Below are 21,095 nucleotides of genomic sequence, written 5' to 3' on the forward strand. Positions count from 1 at the left end.
GCTCAGTGCGTCGAGGGCAAGTACCCGACCCCGAAACGGAACTCCCGCCGCCGGCCCGGCTCCAGTGACAGGGCGGTGGCGAGTTCCGGGCGGTTGAACGCGTCCGTGGGTACCTCGACGGGCTCCAGCGCGATGGACCCGCGCCGGTCGCGGGCCAGGGTGTCGCCGGTGAAGACGTGCAGGTAGCCGCCGTACTGCCACACCCGTAGTTCGGCTCCCGACGCAGGGTCGCTCAGTACTGTCTCGGTCCTGCCGCCGGGTCCGGGGGCCAGGTCCGCGAAGCAGGCGTCGATGACGGCGTCGCCGAGCTTCCTGGGCGTGCGGAAGTCCATGTCGGGGCAGCGGTCGAGGGGCAGCAGGGCGTCCTTTCCGCGCAGGGGGATGAGGGAGGCGTCGGTACGGATCAGGGTGTGGGCGGGGATCTGCAGGACCAGGTCGTCGATGGGGCGGGAGAGGGTGAAGTACGGGTGCCAGCCCGCCGCGTAGGGAGCGGTGGTCTCTCCCACGTTCGTCGCCCGGATCTCGACGCCCAGGTCGCGGCGGCCGATCGTGTACTCCACGTCGAGGTCCAGCGCGAACGGGTAGCCGGGGTACCGGCCCGGCCTGATGCTCGTGCTGCGCAGCAGCAGTCGTGCCGAGTCGGGCGTCATGGTGGCCGCGACGAGCCGGAACGGCGCTTCACGCGCGAAGCCGTGGTAGACCGTGCGGTCCCCGACGCGGCCGGGCAGCAGGTCGTGGTCACGGCCGCCGTGGTGGTAGCGGCCGTCGGCGACACGGTTGGGGAACGGGGCGAGCAGGCCCGCCCGTACGCCGTCCTGCGACCGCAGTTCGAGCTCGTCGCGGTAGCCGTCCGTCAGTTCCGTGAGCTGCCCGGCCGTTCCGCTTCCGATCTGCCAGCTCAGCAGCGTCGCCCCGCGCAGGGCGAGGACGGCGCGCACGGCACCGTCCGGCGCGGAGACCGTCACGGTGGGTTCGTCGCCGAGGTGGCCCTCGGCGATCCGGAACGTGTCGGCCGTGGCGCCACCGCCCCTGCCTGTCACCCGGCTTCCGGGACGAGCTTCTTCGCGCCCGTCATGATGGCCACCGCGTCCTCCATGGAGTGCGACTGCGGGGTGATGACTCCGGCGCAGCCGCCGAGGCGCTGGATGTGGATGCGGTCGGCGACGTCGAAGACGTTGGGCATGTTGTGGCTGATCAGGATGATGCCGAGGCCCTGGTCGCGCAGGTCGCGGACGAGCCTGAGCACCTGGCCGGTCTCCCGGACGCCCAGCGCGGCGGTGGGCTCGTCGAGGATGACGACCCGGCCGCCGAAGGCGCCCGCGCGGGCGACGGCCACCGACTGGCGCTGGCCGCCGGAGAGCGTCTCCACGGCCTGGTTGATGTTCTGCAGGGTGCTGATGCCCAGCCGCTTGATGTGGTCGGACGCCTGACGCTTCATCTCGCCGGTGTCGAGCATGCGGAACACCGAGCCGAGCACACCCTTGCGGCGGATCTCGCGGGCGAGGAAGAGGTTGCTGGCGATGTCCAGCGCCGGGGCCACGGCGAGGGTCTGGTAGACCGTCTCGATGCCGGCCTCGCGGGCGTCCTGCGGCCGTTTGAAGTTCACCTCGGAGCCGTCGACCAGGATGCTGCCCCGGTCGGGGACGAGCGCCCCGGAGAGGCACTTGATCAGGGTGGACTTGCCGGCGCCGTTGTCGCCGATGACGGCGAGGACCTCGCCGGGGTAGAGAGTGAGGTCGACGTCGTTCAGGCCGACGACCCGGCCGAAGACCTTGACCAGGCCCTTGGCTTCGAGAACGGGGGCGGTGGGGGTCGTCACGACTTCACACTCCGGATCCACTGGTCGACGGAGACAGCCGCGATCACCAGCACGCCGACTGTCAGGACTTGGTAGTTGGGGTCGATGCCGGCCAGTGCCAGACCGTTGACGAAGACCTGGACGATGAGCGCGCCGATCAGCGAGCCGAGCACCACACCGCGTCCGCCGAACAGACTGGTCCCGCCGATGACGACGGCGGTGATGGACTGCAGGTTGGCGTTGAGACCGCTGTTCGGGTCGCCGCCGCCGACCCGGCCGACCAGGATCCAGGCGCCCACCGCGATGGCGAAACCACCGACCAGGTAGGCGCTCAGCAGCACCCGGTTGACGGAGATGCCGGCCAGGCGGGCGGCCTCGATGTCGTCGCCCACGGCGTACAGGTGACGGCCCCAGGCGGTGTAGCGCAGCGCGTAGCCGACCACCGCGTACAGGGCGATCATGAGCAGGACGCCGGTGGTCAGGTTCAACTGCCCGATGGAGACCGTGTCCGCGCTCCACATGAGGATGTTGCCCGGGTCCAGCGAGACGGTCTGGCCCTTGGCGTAGATGAGCGTGATCGCGGTGAAGATGCTGAGGGTGCCGAGCGTGACGATGAACGGTGGCAGCTTGATCCTGGTCACCAGCAGTCCGTTGACTGCTTGCGCGGCGATGGCTACGGCCGCTCCCGCGAGCAGGGCGAGCACGCCCGGCAGGTGGTTGTCCGCGACGAGCTTCGACATCAGCAGCGAGGCCAGCACCATGACCGCGCCGATGGACAGGTCGATGCCGGCCGTGAGGATGATGACGGTCTGGCCGACGGCCAACGAGCCGATGACGGCCACCTGTTGGGCGACGAGCGACAGGTTCTGCAAGGCGTAGAAGCGGTCGTTGATGAGGGAGAACACGATGGCGGCGAGCACCAGGACGATCGCCGGGCTCAGTGCCGGCTGACGGTGCAGCACCGACTGGATGCGCTGGGCCGGCGTGGCGGGCCGGTTGAGGAAGTCCTCCGCCGGCGCCGGTGTCGCTTCACTGTCCACGTGGGTGGTCACAGGGGGTCCTTCCGGTTCTGTCCCTCGTGCGGGCTTGTGGGCGCGTGTGGTACGGGTGCGCCGCCAGTGCCGGACCGGCGGCGCACCGGGCCGACCGGGTCAGCTGCCCCAGCAGGCGGAAGCGGCCTGCGTCGGGGACTGGACCGTCAGACCTCCGATGGCCTTGGCGGCGACCAGCGCGGTGCCGGTGTCGTAGAACGACTTGCCGTTGGTGACGCTGGGCTTGCTGCCGCCGCGGGCCAGTTTCGCGATGGAGCTGACGCCGAGGGCCGCCATCTTGCCCGGGTACTGCACGGCGTCGGCGGCGAACTCGCCGCTGGTGACGTTCTTCAGGCCCGCGCAGCTGCCGTCGATGGCGTAGATCGCGACGCTCTTCTCCTTGTTGGCCGCCTTCAGCGCGTTGTACGCGCCCTCGCCCGCCGGCTCGTTGATCGCGTAGACCACGTTGATGTCCGGGTTGGCCGAGAGGCAGTTCTCCATCGCGGTGCGTCCGCCGTCGATGGCGCCCTGGGTGGGCTGGTGGCAGGCGACCGTGTACGTGCCGCCCTTGCCTGCGGTGTACTTCCCGGTCTTGGCCTCCTTGCCGTTCTCGGTCTTGCTGCCCGGGTCGATGCCCATGCCCTCGAGGAAGCCGTGGTCGCGGTCGATGTCCACCGAGACGACCTGGTTGTTGAACAGGTCGAGCATGGCGATGACCGCGGGCTTGCCGTCCAGGGCGGCCGCCGCGTACTGGCCGTCGAGCTTGCCGGCCTGCTCGTTGTCGGTGGCGTAGGTGATGTCCGCGACGTTCGCCGGGTTCGGCGCGGTGTCCAGGGCGATCACGAAGAGGCCGGCCTGCTTGGCGCGCTTCAGCGCGGTGTTCACCGCGTCGCCGTTGGTGGTGATCAGGATGCCCTTGTCGCCGCGCGAGACGGCGTTGTCGATGGCGGTGATCTGGGTCTGGGTGTCGCCGTCCGACGTGCCCGCCGCCACGGTGAGGCTCACCTTGTCCTTGGCGGCCTGTGTCTTGGCGTCCTTCTCCATGCTCACGAAGTACGGGTTGCTCAGCGTCTTCAGGATCAGTGACACGCCTACCTTCCCGCTGCCGGACGACGAGGAGCTCGAGTCGGAGGAGCCGCAGGCGGCGAGAGTGGCGCCGAGGCAGACGGTGACGCCGATGGCTGCCGCCCGGGTGCGCCGACTGCGGAGGCCCGACGCCTGGCTGGAGGAGAGGTTCATGACGTGATCCCTTTCGAGCCGTCCCTTGGTCGACGCTGAGACAACGTTGACTCGACGGGATACTGAGCCCGTATGGACGAGCGCGTCAAGACACTGGTAAACATGCGTCGGCAACAAGTCGGTAACGCACAATCAGTTGGAGACAACGATGACTCAGGGCGAGCCGCCGTCGCCGTCCCCCCGCAGCCGCCCCACCATGCGCGAAGTGGCGGCACTGGCAGGCGTAGCCATCAAGACGGTCTCCCGCGTGGTCAACGAGGTGCCCACCGTCGATCCGGCCATCGCCGCCCGGGTGCGCGAGGCGGCCGACAAACTGGGCTACCGGCCCAACCTGACCGCCAGCAGTCTGCGCCGCGGGGACGGCCGTACGGCCACGATCGGGATGCTCGTCGAGGACGCGGCGAACCCCTTCTCGGCGGCCCTGAGCCGAACCGTCGAGAACGTGGCACGGGCGCGCGGAGTGCTCGTGCTGGTCGGAAGTCTCGACGAGGACCCGGCCCGGGAGCGGGAGTTGGCGCGGGCGCTCATCGACCGGCGGGTCGACGGCCTGGTGATCGTGCCGGCCGGCCGCGACCACAGCTACCTGATCAGCGAGCAGCGTTCGGGCACCTGCATGGTCTTCGTCGACCGCGAGCCCAGCCTGCTCGACGCGGACACCGTCGTCTCCGACAACCGGCAGGGTGCCCTCACCGCCGTCAACCACCTGCTGAAGTCCGGCCACCGCCGCATCGCCTACCTCGGCGACCGCGCGACCATCTCCACCGCCGCCCAGCGTTTCGACGGCTACCGCCACGCCCTGGAAGTCGGGCACATCGAGTACGACGACGAGATCGTCCGGCACACCGGGGCCAGCGAGGAGTCCGCGATCGCCGCGACCCGGCGGCTCCTGGCGCTGCCGAACCCGCCCACCGCGCTGTTCACCAGCCAGAACTTCGTCACCATAGGGGCCGTGCGAGCCCTGCGCGCCCTCGGTCTGCAGGACACCGTCGCCCACGTGGGCTTCGACGACTTCCCCCTGGCCGACATCCTCAGCCCCGGGATCTCCGTCATCGCCCAGGACGTCGAGCAGTTGGGCAGGACGGCCGCCGAGATGCTCTTCAGCAGACTGGACGGCGACCGGTCACCCACCCGCGCGGTCACCATTCCGACCCGGCTGATCGAGCGGGGATCCGGCGAGATCGCGGTCGGCGGACCCCGCCAAGACTGAAGCCCTCAGCCGTGTGGCGTGCCCGCTACCGGTCGGCCGCGAGGAAGTCCTCCAGGATCTCGACGAACCGCGCCGGCTGCTCCTCTGCCGGGTAGTGGCCGCAGTCGTCGAGGACGACCCCCGTGACGTCGTCGGCCGCCGGCCGCATCGTCTGGGCGGCGTTCTCGCCGCTCCACAGCGCGCCGCCGACGCCGAGCACCGGCAGCGTCAGCCGTGTCTTCCCGCGCTGCTCGTTCTGCGCGATCGTCTCGTCCAGCGCCCGGTAGTACGCGAAGCTCGCCCGCAGCGCGCGAGGATCCGCGGTGATCGCGTCGACGTAGACGTCTACGGCGTGTGCCGGGATCGCGGTCGGCGTGGCGGCCTTGGTGGCGAACTGCCAGCCGAAGAAGAGCCGTTCCCGTCCCCGGACCAGTTCCTCGTTGAGGTCGTCGAGCCGGTTGAAGCCGAACTGCCAGAGCCTCAGGTTGGCCGCGGCCGGGCCGAAGAACGGCGGGGACGGCGTGAGACCGGGGATCACCGCTTCGACGATGGCGAGCCGGCCCACCCGCTCGGGGTGATCGGCGGCGAGGGCGTATGCGGTCCACGTGCCGATGTCGTGGCCGACCACGTCGTACCGGTCGTGCCCGAGCGCGGCCATCAACGCGACCAGGTCGGCGGCGAGCGTGCCGGCGTCGTACCCGTCGTCGGGCTTGTCGGAGAGCCCGGCGCCGCGTGAGTCGACGGCGACGACGGTGTGCCGGCGGGCGAGCGCGGGCATCACCTCCCGCCAGGCGTACCAGGTCTGGGGCCATCCGCCGATCAGCAGGAGCGCCGGGCCGTCCCCGCCGGTGACCGCGTGCAGCCGTAGCCCGTTCACCTCCACGAACCGGCTGGTGAAGACGTCGAGGAATCCGTCGGGCAGTCGCAGCGCACTCAGGGTTGTCATGCCGGCGAGCCTACCCATCTTTGAACGATCGGTACAAGATGTGTAGGCTGAGAACCATGGCAGGCCGCAAGCAGTTCGACGTGGACGAAGCGCTACGACGTGCGATGCATGTCTTCTGGCGCTGGGGTTATTCGGAGGCCTCGATCGATCGCCTGACCGAGGGCACGGGCCTGGGCCGGGGCTCGCTCTACGGCACCTTCGGCGACAAGAGCGCCCTCTTCCGCAAAAGCCTCCAGCGGTACGCGCAGACCTACCACCCGCAGTACGAGCAGGCACTGTCCGGCCCCCACCCGGGCCCGGGCGCCGTTGTGGCCGCCTATCTGCAGGTCGCCCTGAACCGCATCGCCGACCCGGCGGTCCCGGACGGCTGCCTGCTCACGGTGTCGGCGACGCAGATCCCGGCGCTCGACGCGGAGGGGCGGGCGATGGTCCGCGCCATGATCGACGGGTTGCGGACGATGCTGGAGGAGGCGTTGCGGGCGGCGGGGGCCGGTGAACAGGAGGCGGCGGAGCTGGCGTTGTGCACGCTGGCGACGAACAAGTCCCTGGCGGTGCTCAGCCGCGCCGGCTTCTCGGGCGAGGACCTGGCGACCGTCGCGGCCGCCGCCGCCAGGAATGCGGAGGCTGTGCCGAATCGGCCGGCCGAACCGTCGGGGCCGCGACAGGCGGGAACGACTCCGCGAGGTCGGGCCAGTTCTTGAGGTGGGCGAAGCCGCGCTCAACGCTTCTCCCGGCGACGGGCTGTCCAACGTGTCCAAGGAGATGGCTTCTTGGGCTTGGCGCGGATCCGCCGGCCGGGGGCGCTGTAGCTCTGGATCGCTGCCGGCATGCCGGGCGCGGTTCCCGTTCCGGGCGCCGGAAGCGGGCCGGCGGGCCGATGCCGGCGAAAGCCCACTCCTGCTCCTCGGGGTCGAGGCCGGCGGTGAAGGTGCGTACGCCGAAATGGCGGAACGACGGGCTCCACGGACGGGGACCGACCACTGCCGTGGCAGCTCCCAGCCGGCGTGGCCCTTGACCTGGAGCGGCATCGGCGCCGTGGCGTTCCCGACGATCACGCCTCCCGTGAGCGGGGGGCGGCGTAGAAGAGCAGGGAGACGCCGAGGCCCTCCACCTGGACCAGACCCGGATCCGCCGTTTTGCGCAGCGTGAGTGCCCCGGGGCACTTCGTGAACGGAGTCCGGAGGCACCTGGCACCGGTCGGGGCGGCTCCCCGCTGAGGCAGGGGAGCGGACGGCCATGGACAGGGCGGTGAGGTCGATTCCGCCACCGAGGTCGACGGTTGCTGCGCGGCGAAGGGCCGGGTTTCAGTCGTCCCTCCGGTCGGGTGCCGTGGCCCAGCCGATGAGCGCGCCGCGCAGGGCGGCCACAAGGCGGGACGCCGCCTCGTCCTCGGTGCGTCCGCTTTTGATGAGGTCGAGGATGTCGCGGGGGTCGAACAGCGTGTTCCACAGGTACAGGGCCTCGTCGCCGAGGTCGCCGAGGCCGAGGTCCTCGGTGGTCTGCCGGAGCGGTTCGGTGAGTGCTTCGGCCTGGGGAGTGAGGTAGCCGGTGTTCTCACGCAGCCGTTCCAGGTAGCCGCGGTGCGAGCGCATCTGTGCCATCGCGCCGCCGTGTTCGAGGACGAGTGACACCCAGTGGCGGGAGACCGCTTCGAGGCGTTGCCTGCCGCGGGTGGTCTGCTGCGCGCTGAAGTCCCCGCAGTTCAAAGCCGACTTGGGCGCGGAAGGCGTGCAGGACGTCCTCGACGGAGGAGAAGTGCCGATAGGCCGTCGCGGTGGACACCTCGGCGCGCTTGGCGATCTCGGTGAGGCTCACCGGTGTCGGCGAGTTCTCGAACAACTCGGCGGCGGCCTTGATGAGTTGCCTGCGGTTGCGCTGGGTGTCACTGCGCATGGGTCGACTCCCCGGTTCCCGTACTGGCACCCGCCGATCACCGTCGTCGACAACGGAGCCCGCGACCTCGGCGAACTCGCCGCGGAGCAACTCCTGCGCCGCATCGACAACCGCCCCGACAACGGCGACACCGGTGAGGAGGGTGTCGGTCGACTGATCCGCGTCGGCTCCCGGCTGGTGGTGCGCGACTCGACGACGGTCACGCGTCGATCGGGGTGACGGCCCGTCACCGACCGCACCGACGGGTGGCGGCCATGACCGGGGCCGCCACCCCGCTCACCCCTTGAGGTCGTCGTGGCCGTGCTGCCCACACCGGGCGGTTGGAAGCCCGGTGGAGCGCAGGATGGTGGCGATCTCCTCCATCTCCCCGGGCCCGCTCGATGCGGGGAGGAACGTGGAGCAGTGCCACGAGTCGACGTCGTAGGGGTGGCGCGGGACGATGGAGACAGCGGCCCTCGGAGGCGCAAGCGGCGCACGGGCCGTGGTCAGCAGAGGGAGGCCACCATGGCCCGTGCCGGATCCGTGACAGCGCGCAGGACTCCCGTCGTCATCGAGGAGGGCGGCACCCTCTCGGGCGACCATCCCTGGAAGATACGCCTGGTCAAGCATCCCAAGCGGGACGAGTCGCCGGACTTCCGCGCGGCGAAGACGACGGCGGGCAAGATCCTCCAGGAGATGACGGCGGCCGACGCCGCCCTGCCGTACGGGCCCGGGCCGTATGAGATGCACCACGGCGGGAGCCTGTGGGTCAAGGCGGCGGGCGGCTGGCGGATGTACCGGGCCAGGGTCGGCATCGAGTGGAGCATGCAGTTCTGCGCCGACCCCGCGAAGGTCGACCGGCTGCGGCAGGAGGCCGCCGATCTCATCGACGCCTTTCCGCTCACGCTCCCGGCGTTGGAGGCCCTCGGATACAAGCGTGCCGCCAGTCTCCTGCGCACCCCGATCACGGACGCCGGCGAGGTCGCGGCGTGGACCGACTCCCTCTTCAACGCCTGTGTACCGCTGACCAAGGAGAACCACCAGGGGATCCTGCCCAAGGCGGCCGGCGAGCACCACTACCCCTGGCCGATCAAGGGCGCGGACTTCATCAAGGTCGACGACTTCCAGCTGTGGGTGACCCTGCCCGACGGCACCCACGCCGGTGTCACCCCGATGGGGCGGCGCGGCTCCGGGGACGGGCGGGTACGCATCGTCCACGCCCGGCACGGGACGCCTGCGGGAGACGCCCTGGCCGAGGCTCAGAGCAAGGGTGAGATGGCCGTCCTCCCGCCGGACAGCCCCATGGCTCTCGCGGCGTTCGAGCAGCAGATAGCGCCCGGAGCGGCGACCGCGGACGGTCCGCTGGTCACCGGCCGGGCCCGACGCGTCGCAGGCGCGCGGCGCGGAAACAACCGGCCTCCCGGTTAGCCCACCGGCTTCCGGGCTGGGCACCGGCTTTCCGGTGGGACACCAGCCTCCCGGTGGGACACCGGCTCTCCCGGTTGGGAGAGGAGTGACCATGCCACGCAAGATCGTCATCTGCCTCGACGGGACGGGCAACCAGGTCGGTGCCAGGAACCCGACCAACGTGGTCAAGCTGTTCGAGATGCTGGCGGCGGGCGACCCCGCACGCCAACTCCTGTACTACGACCCCGGAGTCGGGACCATGTCGGCGGCCACCGCACGCGGGCCGCTCGGCCGCGGACTCTCCCGGACGAGCGGACTCGCGTTCGGAACGGGGCTGCGGGCCAACCTCGTCGAGGCGTACACGTACCTGATGCAGCACTGGCAGCCGGAGGACTCCGTGTACGTCTTCGGGTTCAGCCGCGGCGCCTACACGGCCCGCGCCCTCGTCGGGATGCTGAACAAGCCCGGACTCATGCGCCCCGGCTCGGAGAACCTCGTCCCCTACGCCGTGGCGAGATACGCCTTCAACCAGAACATCGACCAGAGCATGGAAGCGGTCGCACGCTTCTCGCACGCCTTCTGCCGGATCACCGAGAACGAGCCGCTGTGGAACAGGGTCAAGCTCAACAACCGGCAACAGGTCTCGCGCTACGCCCTGCCCATCGCCTACCTCGGCCTCTGGGACACCGTGAAAGCGGCCGGCATCCTCCGCCTCGGCAACCTCCACTGGCCCTACACCCACCAACTCCCCAACGCCGCCCGCATCCGCCATGCCGTGTCCCTCGACGAGAAACGGCGCCCCTACCGGGAGTTCCTCGTCACCCCGCGACCGGAGCCGGTTCGCAACACGCTGGAGGAGGTGTGGTTCGCGGGTGTGCACTCCGATGTCGGCGGGACGTTCGACCACAGGGAACATGCACCGCTGCTCTCCACGATCACCCTGAAGTGGATCACCGACGGTGTGTGCGGGACAGCGGCCGGAGTCGAGGGCCTGGACTTCCGGCCCGGTGCATACGCCGAAGCGACCGCGCTGAACGAGGACTTCGCCTCCGCGCCCGTCCACGACAACGGCCCGCTGTGGATCCTTGTCGGCCGGCGGTCGCGCGCCGTACCCGACGACGCGGTGTTTCACGCGAGCGTCGGACTCCGGCACGAGCAGGACCCCACGTACCGTCCGGACCTGCCCGCACCGGACGCCCCCGGCCGCTGGGCGGACCCCGACTGGGTGAAGCCGGCCTGCGACTGACCGGGCTCCTGACTACGGCACCAGGGCGCCGCCGTCCGCCGAGCCGAGTTCCGCAGTGCCCCCAACAGGGCGGCTGCCGCCGGGATGCGCAAAGTGTCCGGCCACAGCAGGGCGAAGACACGGCGGACCGGCCAGTCGGTGAGGGGGCGGGCCACGCCCGGGGATCGAAGTGTGCCGTCACGCCGAGTTCGTTCATGACGGCGAGACCGATGCGGTTGGCGACCAGGGCTGTGCAGCGTGAGTTGGTCGTCGGCGGTGGCCGCTGTCCGGGGCACGAACCCGGCGTCGCGGCACGCGGCCAGGAAGCGGGTACGGCCGGACTTCAACACCCGGCGCTCGCCCGCGAGTTCGGCCAACGACACCGTGGGCGAGGCGGCGGCCGGATGGTCGGCCGGGAGCAGGACGCAGCGGCGGTCGGTGAGCAGCGGGACGCGGCGCAGGCGGGGGGTCCACGGTCACGGACGGGTCGTCGGCGCTGTAGGGTGCGCCGCCTGTGCTGTCGGACCGGTCGGCGGCCCGTGCCGCCTCCTTCTCTCCTTCCTTCTCCCCGCCTTTCTCCTGCTCCTTCTCCGTGAAGTCCAGGTCGCACATCACCGCGAGTTCTACCGCGCCCTCCAGCAGCAGACCGTGCGAGATACGGCACTCGGACTGGGTGACCGTGACCTCCAGCTCCGGACGGGTCCGGCGGAGGGCGCCGAGGGCGCGGGGGACCAGACTCACACAGCTGCTCTGCATCGCGGACAGCCGGATTCGGCCGGCCTCGGGGGCGGTCAGTGCGGCCAGTTCGTCCTCGGCGGTACGCAGCGCGGCCAGTACCGTCTCCGCGTGGCGGGCCAACGCACGCCCTTCCGGGGTGAGTTGAACACCTCGCCCGCGGCGGGTGACCAAGGGGGCGCCGACCGACCGCTCGAGCATCCCCATCTGATAACTGACGGCGGGCTGGGTGTAGTCGAGGGCATCGGCCGCGGCCGTGCAGGTGCCGGTGCGGGCGACCTCTGCCAGGACTGAAGAAGCGTCAGGGCGAGAACCTCGCAGCATCCTGACCGCACATCGAGGGCCGTCGGTGGCCTCTTCCGGAGCAGTACGGAGTGACCACCGACGCGGCCTCAGGGATCGGACGTCATGCTGCTGTCGCGCGGCGGTTCTGTCCACTCCCTCGCCGAGGCCGGCGGGAGCGAACACCGTGGACTCCGAGGGCGTGTCCTCCGTGGTCACGGCGGCGGGCCCACCGCCGACCACAACATCGGTGGCGCGGCGTCGCCCGTCCTGCCGGAAGCGGCGCTCGTGCCCAGTGCCGAGCGCGTTCGTCGATCAGCCGCCACACTGGTCGAGAGGTGAGAAATGTGCACGGCTCCGGCGGCCCACGTGTCCGGGCCGGTCCGACCCGGTGGCTGAGCGTTGCTAATTTTTACTCCATGTTTTCAGCCCCATCGAGCGGCAGCCCGCTCATTTGGTTAGTCTGGGGCGGACGGACAGCAACAAGGGGTCCCACCCACACCCATGGTCCGTCCCGGGGCAAGCCGTTCACAACGGCCTGCTCTCACACGAGTAACCGGCGCCACCGCGTCCGAACTGCCTTTAACCCACACCCGAGCGGGCCTCAGGTACCGGACCGGAGAACGGCCGGTATGCCCCGAGGGTGACCCGACACATAAGGAGTGCGCGGTGACACCGGAGAAGACGAATCGCGAGCAACGCCCCAAGGAACCCACGGAGCGTGCGGGCCACCGGTCCGACGAGCTCGGCAGCCTGGCCGTGTGGGCACGGTCCGCCCCCATCCGTCTCGCGGGCTACGAGGACGACCTCGCCGAGCCCCACATCCTGCCCAGCGTGGACTGACCCCAACGGGACCCATCGCGATCGCCGACAGCATGGGCGTGCGAAAATCGCGCCCATGCTGATCAGAGAAGCCGCGGCCGACGACTGGCCGCGGATCTGGCCTTTCTGGCACCGGATCGTCGCCGCCGGCGACACCTACACCTGGGCCCGGGACACCTCCGAAGAGGCGGCCCGGGCCCTGTGGACGTCCCCGCCCAAGCGCGTGTACGTCGCCGAGGACGAGAGCGGGACGATCGTCGGCTCGGCCTTTGTCACCCCCAACTACGGCGGCCCCGCCGACCGCATCGCCAACGCCGGCTTCATGGTCGACCCCAACCACGGCGGCCGGGGCATCGGCCGAGCCCTCGCCGAACACATCCTCACCGCCGCCCGCGAGCAGGGCTTTCGCGGCATGGTCTTCAACGCGGTCGTCGAGACCAACCCCGCCGTCAAGCTCTGGCGCTCCCTGGGCTTCACGATCCTGGGCACGGTGCCGGACGCCTTCGACCATCCCCGGGACGGCCGCGTGGGCCTGCACATCATGTACCGCGCCCTCTAGCCGGGACCGTCAGTCGAGCGGCGCCGTCCGCACCCACGGGCGCAGCTTCTCCAGCTGCTCCGCCAGCTCCAGCAGCGCCGCCTCCGACCCCGGCCGCCCCACCAGCTGTACGGCACAGGGCGCCCCCGACGGCAACGTGCCGAACGGGACCGACATCGCGGGCCAGCCGGTGAGGTTCCACGGGGGAGTCATCGGCGAGTAGTTGGTGTTGGCCAGCACGTTCCGCAGCCAGCCCCGCTCGTGCCACGGCCCGGCCTTGGGGGAGCGCCGGGCCAGCGCCGCCGTCAGCAGGATGTCGTGCTCGGCGAAGAACGGCGTCAGCCGCTCCCGCAACTGCTCCCGGCTCCGCCCGGTGCGGACGCTCTTCACGAACCGCCGCCCGATCGCCGCGTGCACCCGGGTCCGCCGCGCCAGCTTCCGAGGGTCGAGCCCCGCCGCGTCCACCGAGGTGCCCGCCGTCCAGTGCGCCAGCGAGGTGGTGCTCAGCGACAGCGGATACGGCGGATCGGCGCGGTGCAGCGCGTGCCCCGCCTCGGTCAGCAGCCCGGCCGCCTCCCGGACGGCGGTCGTATACGGCTTGCTGACGGCGACTCCGGCGAGCGGGCTGCGCACGGACACGGCCACCTTGCGGGAAACGGACTCGTCGGGACGTACGACCTCGATGTCCGCGATGACCGAAAACATCAGCCGGGCGTCCTCGACGGTCGTCGCCAGGGGGCCGTTCTCGGACATTCCGAACCAGTCGCCGTCACCGATCCCGGCCGGGACGACCCCGAACCCCGGCTTGATGGTGACCAGACCGCAGTTGGCCGCGGGGATGCGCAGCGAACCCATGCCGTCGTTGCCGAGGGCGATCGGCACCATGCCCGCCGCGACCGCCGCCGCGCTCCCGCCCGAGGAACCCCCTGCGGTGCGGGTGGTGTCCCACGGGTTGCGGGCGGTGCCGTAGACACCCTCGGTGGTGCCGAAGACACACAGCTCGGGCACGTTCGTGAGGCCTACGACCACCGCGCCCGCCGCCCGCAGCCGCGCCACGATGACATGGTCGTGGTCGGCGGGCGTGTCCGGGGTCGCGGCGGAGCCGACGCGGGTGGACTCGCCGGTCACGGCGAGGTTGTCCTTCACGGCCACCGGCACGCCCGCGAGCGGCAGTTCGGCCAGATTGGCCCGTGCGCCCACCGCGTCGGCCTCCGCGAGCGCGGCCTCGGCCCGCACCACCCGGAACGCGCCGATCCGCCCGTCGAGCCGCTCGATCCGGGCGAGATGCTCGGCCACCACCTCACGGGGCGTGGCCCGCTTCTCGCGTACGGCGGCGGAGATCTCGGCGGTGGTACGGCCGATCCAGCTGGTCACGGGCGCGCTCCTTCAATCTACTGGCGAGTACGTAGGGAGAACTGTGCCTCGGCAGAGGCGTCGCGTCGAGAGGTGGTCGGCCTTGGACATTCGCTCCCGTCTTGTTGGACTTTTCACGAGCCGGTGCCGGGCGCGTGCCGACTGACCTGCTGGTCATCCGATCAATGGCTCAACTTGGCTGCTCCCAGCACCCGTTGACAGCCCCCGAGCACAGTCCAATCATCAGTCGTCCGATCAATCGCGACCGGTGGAGAGTCATGGCTGAGCGAGGGAAGAGACGGTTCCGGCTGGTCGGCTTCGCGGCGGTGTTCGCGCTGCTCATGGCACCCGCGGTGCCGGCGGTCGCGACCCAGCAGCAGACGGCACCCCCGGTGACCGTCCCCGCTCTCTCCAACTGGACGCCGGAGCGCGGCAGTTACGACTTCGGGCCCAGGACCCGGTTGGTGGCCGGCAGCGCGAGCGAACGCAGGGTCGCCGACACCCTCGCCGACGACCTGAAGGCGGCGGGCCACGGCACAGTGCCCGTCGTGCGAGGTGGTGCCGCCCGGTCCGGCGACATCGTGATCCACGTCCGGCCGAAGCAGGGCTCGTTGGGCACGGAGGGCTATCAACTCCAGGCGGGCAGAAGGCTGTCGGTCACCGGCGCGACCGAGACCGGCGCCTTCTACGGCACCCGCACCCTCCTCCAACTCCTCGCCCAGAGCGACCACATACCGGCCGGACGCACGGTCGACGTACCGCGCTACAAGGAGCGCGGAGTCGGAGTCTGCGCCTGCTACATCCACACCTCCCTGCCCTGGCTGGAGAACCTGGTGCGCGAGATGGCGTACCACAAGCTCAACCAACTGCTCCTGGAAATCAAGGTGAAGAGCGACGCGCACCCCGAGGCGAACACCTGGGGCTACTACACCAAGGACGAGCTGCGCGGCCTCGTGGCCCTCGGCGACAGGTACCACGTCGAGATCATTCCCGAGATCAACTCCCCGGGCCACATGGACCCGTGGATAGAGAACCGCCCCGACCTCCAGCTCACCGACAGCGACGGCAACAAGCAGCCCGCCCGGCTCGACGTCACCCAGCAGGCCGCGTTCGACTACTACACGAGCCTGATGGACGAGTACGCGCAGGTCTTCACCGCGCCGTCCTGGCACATGGGCGCCGACGAGTACATGCTCGGCTCCGACTACTCCAAGTACCCGCAGATGCTGCGCTACGCCCAGGAGAAGTACGGCGCGAACGCCACCCCGCAGGACGCCTACATCGACTTCATCAACCGCGTGCAGGCCTACGCCGCGAGCAAGGGCAAGCAGCTGCGCATCTGGAACGACGGGCTCACCGGCGCCAACACCGTTCCGGTGGCGGCGGGCACGACGGTCGAGCACTGGCTGAACGTCCAGGAGAAACCGAGCCGACTCATCGCCCAGGGCTACCCGTTGATGAACGCGGCCTACTCCCTCTACCTGGTGCGCGGTGGCTTCCACAGCGACACCGAGTCGCTGTACGACCAGAGCTGGGACCCGCGCAGTTTCGAGGGCGAGAAGCTCACCTCCAGCACCGGCATCACCGGCGCGAAGATCAGCCTCTGGCCCGACAACGGGCGCGGCGAGACCGAGAACGAGGTCGCCGCAGACACCGAGCCCGCGCTGCGCCACCTCGCCCAGGCGACCTGGGGCGACCCGCACCCCGACGCCACCTACGCCCAATTCACCGCGCGCGGCACCGCAGTTGGGAACGCCCCCGGATGGCGGGACCTGACCCGGGTACCGGTCGCGGACGGGACGTACACCTTCCGGACGGCGGGTGCCTCCCTCGACGCCACCGTGGAGCGCACTCAGGATGGCTACGCCACGGTGCGGACCGCCGACGGCTGTCTGGAGATACAGGGCGGCAAGCTCACCCTCAACGTGCCGCTCCAGCCGGGAGTCGCGGCCACCCCGCAGCCCTGCGACACCGCGAACACCGTGCAGCGCTGGGAGTTGGCGCCCGTGCCGGGCGGCTACCGGCTTGTGAACGCCATCACGCAGATGGCGCTGAGCGTCGCCGACGACGGCCGCCTCGTCCAGTACCCGCCGGACCAACACCGGCCCGCCGTCTGGCACTTGACCGCCCCCTGACCAGAGGAGTCCCACCCCCATGGCCCTCTCCAGACGTCTCTTCGTCCTCTCGGCCACGGCACTCGCCGCGACCGGCACCGCCACGACCCCCGCCCTCGCGACGCCCCAGCCTCCGTCCGACTCCCGCTACCGCATCCCCGTCAGCGCGGACGACACCGAGGCCGACCTGGTCCGCAAGGCCTCCCAAGTCCGGCCCACCGCACGGCAGGTGGCCTGGCAGCAGCTGGAGCGGACGGCGTTCCTGCACTTCGGTGTGAACACCTTCACCGGTCTTGAATGGGGGACCGGCGACGAGGACCCGAACGTGTTCCAACCGACCGGCCTCGACACCGACCAGTGGGCCCGAGCCCTGCGCGACGGCGGCTTCAAGCTCGCCATCCTCACCGTCAAGCACCACGACGGCTTCGTCCTCTACCCCTCCCGCTACACCAACCACACGGTGGCCTACAGCAGTTGGCGTGCCGGGCAGGGCGACGTACTGCGGTCCTTCGCCGACTCCATGCGACGGTACGGCCTCAAGGCCGGCGTCTATCTCTCGCCCGCCGACGAGAACCAGTACCTCCACGGCGTCTACGCCAACGGCAGCGCACGCGCCACCCGGACCATCCCCACGCTCGTCGAGGGCGACGACCGCACCCCGGACGCCTTCTACACACTGGACGCGACCGACTACGGCGCCCACATGCTCAACACCCTCTACGAAGTGCTGACCGAGTACGGCCCGATCGACGAGGTCTGGTTCGACGGCGCCCAGGGCCGCATCCCACCGGGCCACGTCGAGGACTACGACTGGGACAGCTGGTACACCCTGGTCAGATCACTCGCCCCGGACGCGGCGATCGCCGTGACCGGCCCCGACGTGCGCTGGGTCGGGAACGAGGGCGGCACCGCGCGGGAGGACGAGTGGAGCGTCCTCCCGGTCAAGGAGGAGCAGTACGGCCGCACGGACTGGGCGCTGTCCTACGACACCCCCGACGAGGGCAGTCGTAGCGCCCTCGTGGCGGCGCAGCCGAACACCGACTACCTGCAGTGGTGGCCGGCCGAGTGCGATGTGTCGATCCACGACGGCTGGTTCTACCACCCGGGCCAACTTCCCAAGAGTGTCGACGAGTTGATCGACATCTACTTCGGCTCCGTGGGCCGCAACGCGGTCCTGCTGCTCAATGTGCCGCCGGACACCGACGGCCTGCTCGCGGACCCGGACGTGGCGCGGCTGCGCGAGTTCCGCGAGCGCGTGGACCGGGAACTGCCCGAGGACCTGGCACGCGGAGCCCGGACGGCCGTCTCACCGGGGCGGGTCACCGTCGACCTCGGCACCCAACAGGCGGTCGACCGCGTCCGGTTGGCGGAGGACGTCCTGCGCTACGGCCAGCAGGTCGAGGCCTTCGTCGTCGAGGCGTACGTCGACGGGAGCTGGTCCGAGGTGACCCGGGCGGGCACGATCGGCGCCAGTCGCATCCTGTTGCTGCCCGCACCCGTACGCGCCCGGCGCTGGCGGGTCCGCGTGACAGCGGCCCGCGACACCGTACGGATCGCGGAGTTCAGGCTGTACCGCTCGCGGGCCTGAGGGACAGGGCTCACATGTCCTTGAGGAGCTTCTCCAGGAAGACCACCGACTCGGGGCCGGGCAGCGCCACCAGGCTCAGCCGGTCCATGACCGCGAGATAGCGGTCGACCTCCTCCGCCTTGTCCAAGTACAGGGCGCTGGTGAGCTGTTCGAGATAGACGATGTCCGGCAGGTCCGGCACCGGGAAACGCAGCACGGTGATCGGACCGCCGGCCGCCGCATGGCCGCCCACCTCGAAGGGCAGCACCTGCAGCGTGACGTTCGGCAGGGCGGCCGTCTCGACGAGATGCCGGAGCTGGTCGCGCATCACCTCGGCCCCGCCGAGCGGCCTGCGCAGCGCCGCCTCGTCCACCACGACCCACAGCCTCGGCGCTCCGGGCCTGGTCAGCAACTCCTGGCGGGTCATGCGGAGTTCGACGCGGCGCTGGATCGAGTCGGGGGAGTCCACGGGGCGGCCGAGCCGGATGACGGCCTCGGCGTACCCGGCGGTCTGCAACAGGCCCGGGATGAACTGGACTTCGTAGGTGCGGATGAGGGAGGTGGCCTCCTCCAGCCCCAGGTGCTGCTCGAACCAGGCCGGGAAGTAGTCGCCGTAGGCGCGCCACCAGCCGGGTTCGTTGGCGCGGCGGGCCGAGTCCAGGAACTCCTGGCGGGCCTCCGGCTCGTGGAGGCCGTACAGCGTCAACAGGTCGGCCACGTCACGCTCTTTGAAGCCGACGCGGCCCAACTCCATGCGGCAGAGCTTGGCGTCCGAGGCGCGTATGGCCGAAGCGGCCGTGTCCCGGGTGATGTTGAGGGACTCGCGCAACCGGCGCAGCCGGGTGCCCAGCATGATGCGCTGGACCGTCGGACCACCGCGCTGAAGGCTCAGCACGTCCGTACCCAGGGGGGCGTGTTCCGGTTGAGCTGCAGTCATGTTCATCCCCTCGGCGATCGCGCCGATACTGCCCGCAGATTTTCGGGACTCAAAAGAGGATCGTAGCACCGAGGTTCCGGATAACTGCGGGGAGTGAAGGAGCCGGAAGGTGCCGGCCTGTGTCCGGCGCCTTCCGGCCATCCGCGGGTCTGCCTGACCTCAGCGGCCGGGGAGTAGGCCGTCGAAGTCGCCGTCCTTCACACCGCGGACGAACGCGGAGATCTCGGCGCTGGTGTAGACGAGCGCCGGACCTTCGGGATGGCGCGAGTTGCGTACGGCGATGTGGCCGTCGGAGAGCGCGGCCAGCTCGACACAGTTGCCCTCGGGGTTGCTGTGGTGGCTCTTGCGCCACTCCGCGCCGCTCAGCAGGGTCGCCGACATGCCGTTCGCGTGTTCTGTCTGAGGCCTCATCGCTCCCCCGGAAGATCGAATGCAATTGCAGCTTCAATTGCACCCATTGGTGATGTGGAGGACGATAGCCCTCGGGAGGACCGCCCGCAAGATCGTCTGCAATTGCAGCAGTAATTGCCGATGCACTTGCGTTCGCAGGGTCAGTCGGAGGACCATGTTCCGGACAGGTGTAGTGCGCGCAGTTGTTCTCTTGGGGTCTCAGGGGTCGCGATGTCCGCAGAGCAAGTCGTACGGCCGGTCGACTCCCTGCGGATCGAGGGCACTTGGCAGTGGCTGTGCCGCGCCGTCGACGAGGTGGGGTGCCCCGCGCCGGGGCAGACCGTCACCCTGGTCCCCACCGTCGGAGACGGGGCCAACCCGGCTCTCTGCTCCGTCCTGGTCGTCCCCCCGATGCCTCAATCGGCGCATGTGGCGCGGGACTTCACCCGCGCCGCGCTGGCCGACCGGGCCGGGGACGAACTCGTCGACGACATGGCGGTCACCGTCTCGGAACTGGTGAGCAACGCGCTGCGCTACGGCCGGGCGCCCAACTCCCCGCTGGAGCCGCAGCCTTCACTCTGGCTCGCGGTGTGGGACCGGCTGCCGTACGCGGTGTGCGCGGTCACCGACGACAGCGACCGCATACCCGTGGAGGGACACCCCGACGAGTTCGCGGAGTCCGGACGCGGCCTCCAGGTGGTCTCCGCGCTCAGCGACTCATGGGGCTGGAACCTGCGGGCGGGCGGCGGCAAGACGGTGTGGGCGCTGTTCCGGCTCTGACCCGACGGACAAGCAGAGAAGCGGGGTACCGGCCCAACGCCGGTACCCCGCTTCTGTGTTGCCGCTCAGACCTTGCGGCCGATGCCGCAGATCGTGTCCACGACTTCGGACGGATCACGGCCCACGTCGACAGGCTCGGGCCGCCACCGCGAGATGGGGACGATTCCGGGCTCGACGGGCTCGAGACCGTCGAAGAAGGCCGTCACCCGTGCGGGGCTGCGCAGGTAGTAGGAGCTGGCGGAGTTGGCGTTGTACACCGAGATCGCCTGGTTGAGCGCCGGGTTGGTGTCGGTGCCGTCGGTCAGCGCGAGATAGCTGCCCGGGGGCAGCGCGTCCAGGAAGCGGGCCACGACGCGCTCGGGCTCGTCCGAGTCGGGGATCTGGCCCAGGATGCCCAGCATCGTCAGCGCGATCGGCTTGCCGAAGTCCAGTGTCCTGGCCGCCGCTTCGAGGATCGTCTCGGGATCGCGCACATCGGCCTCGACGTAGGCGCAGGCACCCTCGGGCGTGCTGGTGAGCAACGCCTGCGCGTGCACCAGCACCAGCGGGTCGTTGTCGACGTACACGATCCGGCTCTCGGGCGCGATGCGCTGCGCGACCTCGTGGGTGTTGTCGACGGTCGGCAGGCCGGTCCCGATGTCGAGGAACTGGCGGATGCCCGCCTCCGCGGCGAGATGGCGCACGGCCCTTACCAGGAAGCCCCGTTGGAGGCGGGCCAGCAGGGCGATGTCCGGGAACATCTTGATGATCATTTCGCCGGCTTCCCGGTCGGCGGCGTAGTTGTCCTTGCCGCCCAGGAGGAAGTTCCACACACGGGCGGAGTGCGGCCGGTCGAGCTGGAGCCGGTCGGCCAGCGGGTCTTCGGAGGTCATG

The 21,095-nt window shown here is 70.3% G+C and carries 21 protein-coding genes and 2 pseudogenes; 10 read left to right on the forward strand and 13 right to left on the reverse strand.

Features of this window, described 5'->3' with window-relative positions:
* Nucleotides 1-2 precede the first annotated feature (2 nt).
* From SSP08S_RS14220 to SSP08S_RS14235, 4 genes are all read right to left on the reverse strand, one after another.
* Nucleotides 3-1,040 (reverse strand): aldose 1-epimerase, encoded by a 1,038-nt coding sequence (locus SSP08S_RS14220; RefSeq protein ID WP_019068276.1) that lies wholly within the window; start codon nucleotides 1,038-1,040, stop codon nucleotides 3-5.
* Nucleotides 1,037-1,819 (reverse strand): ATP-binding cassette domain-containing protein, encoded by a 783-nt coding sequence (locus SSP08S_RS14225; protein WP_019068277.1) that lies wholly within the window; start codon nucleotides 1,817-1,819, stop codon nucleotides 1,037-1,039. Before SSP08S_RS14225 ends, SSP08S_RS14220 begins: the two co-directional genes overlap by 4 nt.
* Nucleotides 1,816-2,850, reverse strand: a complete 1,035-nt coding sequence (locus SSP08S_RS14230; RefSeq protein ID WP_019068278.1) for an ABC transporter permease — start codon at nucleotides 2,848-2,850, stop codon at nucleotides 1,816-1,818. The genes SSP08S_RS14225 and SSP08S_RS14230 overlap by 4 nt, the downstream gene beginning before the upstream one ends.
* A gap of 99 nt (nucleotides 2,851-2,949) precedes the next feature.
* Nucleotides 2,950-4,068, reverse strand: coding sequence for a substrate-binding domain-containing protein (locus SSP08S_RS14235; protein ID WP_019068279.1), 1,119 nt, complete (start codon nucleotides 4,066-4,068; stop codon nucleotides 2,950-2,952).
* Between the two features lie 148 nt (nucleotides 4,069-4,216).
* On the opposite strand from SSP08S_RS14235, the gene SSP08S_RS14240 reads away from it, so the two are divergent.
* A complete protein-coding gene (locus tag SSP08S_RS14240; protein ID WP_019068280.1) occupies nucleotides 4,217-5,275 on the forward strand; it encodes a LacI family DNA-binding transcriptional regulator in 1,059 nt (352 codons plus the stop codon).
* Nucleotides 5,276-5,300: 25 nt separating this feature from the next.
* Here the strand turns inward: SSP08S_RS14240 and SSP08S_RS14245 are convergent, their stop codons facing one another.
* Entirely contained in the window at nucleotides 5,301-6,200 is a 900-nt protein-coding gene (locus SSP08S_RS14245) for an alpha/beta fold hydrolase (protein WP_019068281.1), read from the reverse strand.
* Nucleotides 6,201-6,256: 56 nt separating this feature from the next.
* Here SSP08S_RS14245 and SSP08S_RS14250 point away from each other — a divergent pair, with 56 nt between their 5' ends.
* The gene (locus SSP08S_RS14250) at nucleotides 6,257-6,901 is read left to right on the forward strand and encodes a TetR/AcrR family transcriptional regulator (protein ID WP_019068282.1); all 645 of its coding nucleotides are present in this window, start codon (nucleotides 6,257-6,259) and stop codon (nucleotides 6,899-6,901) included.
* Nucleotides 6,902-7,504: 603 nt separating this feature from the next.
* On the opposite strand, the gene SSP08S_RS55315 is transcribed toward SSP08S_RS14250, so the two are convergent.
* Both SSP08S_RS55315 and SSP08S_RS63380 read right to left on the reverse strand, forming a co-directional pair.
* Nucleotides 7,505-7,906, reverse strand: a complete 402-nt coding sequence (locus tag SSP08S_RS55315) for a hypothetical protein (RefSeq protein ID WP_019068283.1) — start codon at nucleotides 7,904-7,906, stop codon at nucleotides 7,505-7,507.
* Between the two features lie 79 nt (nucleotides 7,907-7,985).
* Nucleotides 7,986-8,093 (reverse strand): annotated as a pseudogene (locus tag SSP08S_RS63380) (TetR/AcrR family transcriptional regulator); the annotation flags it as partial.
* Here SSP08S_RS63380 and SSP08S_RS14260 point away from each other — a divergent pair.
* The 3 genes from SSP08S_RS14260 (at nucleotide 8,061) to SSP08S_RS14275 (ending at nucleotide 10,725) form a co-directional block, all read left to right on the forward strand.
* Nucleotides 8,061-8,312: a substrate-binding domain-containing protein gene (locus SSP08S_RS14260; RefSeq protein WP_019068284.1), complete on the forward strand. Its 252-nt coding sequence runs from the start codon at nucleotides 8,061-8,063 to the stop codon at nucleotides 8,310-8,312. The pseudogene SSP08S_RS63380 and the gene SSP08S_RS14260 sit on opposite strands and share 33 nt — an antisense overlap.
* 285 nt (nucleotides 8,313-8,597) lie before the next feature.
* Entirely contained in the window at nucleotides 8,598-9,500 is a 903-nt protein-coding gene (locus SSP08S_RS14270; protein WP_019068286.1) for a DUF6424 family protein, read from the forward strand.
* A gap of 91 nt (nucleotides 9,501-9,591) precedes the next feature.
* Entirely contained in the window at nucleotides 9,592-10,725 is a 1,134-nt protein-coding gene (locus SSP08S_RS14275) for a T6SS phospholipase effector Tle1-like catalytic domain-containing protein (protein ID WP_019068287.1), read from the forward strand.
* Here the strand turns inward: SSP08S_RS14275 and SSP08S_RS64495 are convergent.
* Nucleotides 10,608-11,165, reverse strand: a complete 558-nt coding sequence (locus SSP08S_RS64495) for a LysR substrate-binding domain-containing protein (protein ID WP_369407092.1) — start codon at nucleotides 11,163-11,165, stop codon at nucleotides 10,608-10,610. The genes SSP08S_RS14275 and SSP08S_RS64495 overlap by 118 nt on opposite strands.
* 157 nt (nucleotides 11,166-11,322) lie before the next feature.
* Nucleotides 11,323-11,763: pseudogene (locus tag SSP08S_RS64500) on the reverse strand (LysR family transcriptional regulator); the annotation flags it as partial.
* A gap of 627 nt (nucleotides 11,764-12,390) precedes the next feature.
* On the opposite strand from SSP08S_RS64500, the gene SSP08S_RS62540 reads away from it, so the two are divergent.
* Both SSP08S_RS62540 and SSP08S_RS14290 read left to right on the forward strand, forming a co-directional pair.
* Complete coding sequence (locus SSP08S_RS62540) at nucleotides 12,391-12,564, forward strand: hypothetical protein (RefSeq protein WP_019068289.1); 174 nt, start codon at nucleotides 12,391-12,393, stop codon at nucleotides 12,562-12,564.
* A gap of 55 nt (nucleotides 12,565-12,619) precedes the next feature.
* Entirely contained in the window at nucleotides 12,620-13,102 is a 483-nt protein-coding gene (locus SSP08S_RS14290; RefSeq protein ID WP_019068290.1) for a GNAT family N-acetyltransferase, read from the forward strand.
* 9 nt (nucleotides 13,103-13,111) lie between these two features.
* On the opposite strand, the gene SSP08S_RS14295 is transcribed toward SSP08S_RS14290, so the two are convergent.
* Complete coding sequence (locus SSP08S_RS14295) at nucleotides 13,112-14,455, reverse strand: amidase (RefSeq protein ID WP_019068291.1); 1,344 nt, start codon at nucleotides 14,453-14,455, stop codon at nucleotides 13,112-13,114.
* A gap of 257 nt (nucleotides 14,456-14,712) precedes the next feature.
* Here SSP08S_RS14295 and SSP08S_RS14300 point away from each other — a divergent pair, with 257 nt between their 5' ends.
* On the forward strand, nucleotides 14,713-16,569 hold the full coding sequence (locus tag SSP08S_RS14300; protein WP_019068292.1) for a glycoside hydrolase family 20 protein: 1,857 nt from the start codon (nucleotides 14,713-14,715) through the stop codon (nucleotides 16,567-16,569).
* 19 nt (nucleotides 16,570-16,588) lie between these two features.
* A complete protein-coding gene (locus SSP08S_RS14305; protein WP_019068293.1) occupies nucleotides 16,589-18,136 on the forward strand; it encodes an alpha-L-fucosidase in 1,548 nt (515 codons plus the stop codon).
* A 10-nt stretch (nucleotides 18,137-18,146) separates the two neighbouring features.
* Here SSP08S_RS14305 and SSP08S_RS14310 read toward each other — a convergent pair whose 3' ends face one another.
* The gene (locus tag SSP08S_RS14310; protein ID WP_026178484.1) at nucleotides 18,147-19,052 is read right to left on the reverse strand and encodes a Sco1979 family transcriptional regulator; all 906 of its coding nucleotides are present in this window, start codon (nucleotides 19,050-19,052) and stop codon (nucleotides 18,147-18,149) included.
* A 159-nt stretch (nucleotides 19,053-19,211) separates the two neighbouring features.
* On the reverse strand, nucleotides 19,212-19,463 hold the full coding sequence (locus tag SSP08S_RS14315) for a DUF397 domain-containing protein (protein WP_043259451.1): 252 nt from the start codon (nucleotides 19,461-19,463) through the stop codon (nucleotides 19,212-19,214).
* A 210-nt stretch (nucleotides 19,464-19,673) separates the two neighbouring features.
* On the opposite strand from SSP08S_RS14315, the gene SSP08S_RS14320 reads away from it, so the two are divergent.
* Nucleotides 19,674-20,222, forward strand: a complete 549-nt coding sequence (locus SSP08S_RS14320; protein ID WP_019068296.1) for an ATP-binding protein — start codon at nucleotides 19,674-19,676, stop codon at nucleotides 20,220-20,222.
* Between the two features lie 65 nt (nucleotides 20,223-20,287).
* Here SSP08S_RS14320 and SSP08S_RS14325 read toward each other — a convergent pair whose 3' ends face one another.
* Nucleotides 20,288-21,094: an SAM-dependent methyltransferase gene (locus SSP08S_RS14325; RefSeq protein WP_019068297.1), complete on the reverse strand. Its 807-nt coding sequence runs from the start codon at nucleotides 21,092-21,094 to the stop codon at nucleotides 20,288-20,290.
* Nucleotide 21,095: the final 1 nt, after the last annotated feature.

Origin of the sequence: Streptomyces hokutonensis (genome assembly GCF_000376565.1) — a bacterium.
GTDB classification, from domain to species: domain Bacteria; phylum Actinomycetota; class Actinomycetes; order Streptomycetales; family Streptomycetaceae; genus Streptomyces; species Streptomyces hokutonensis.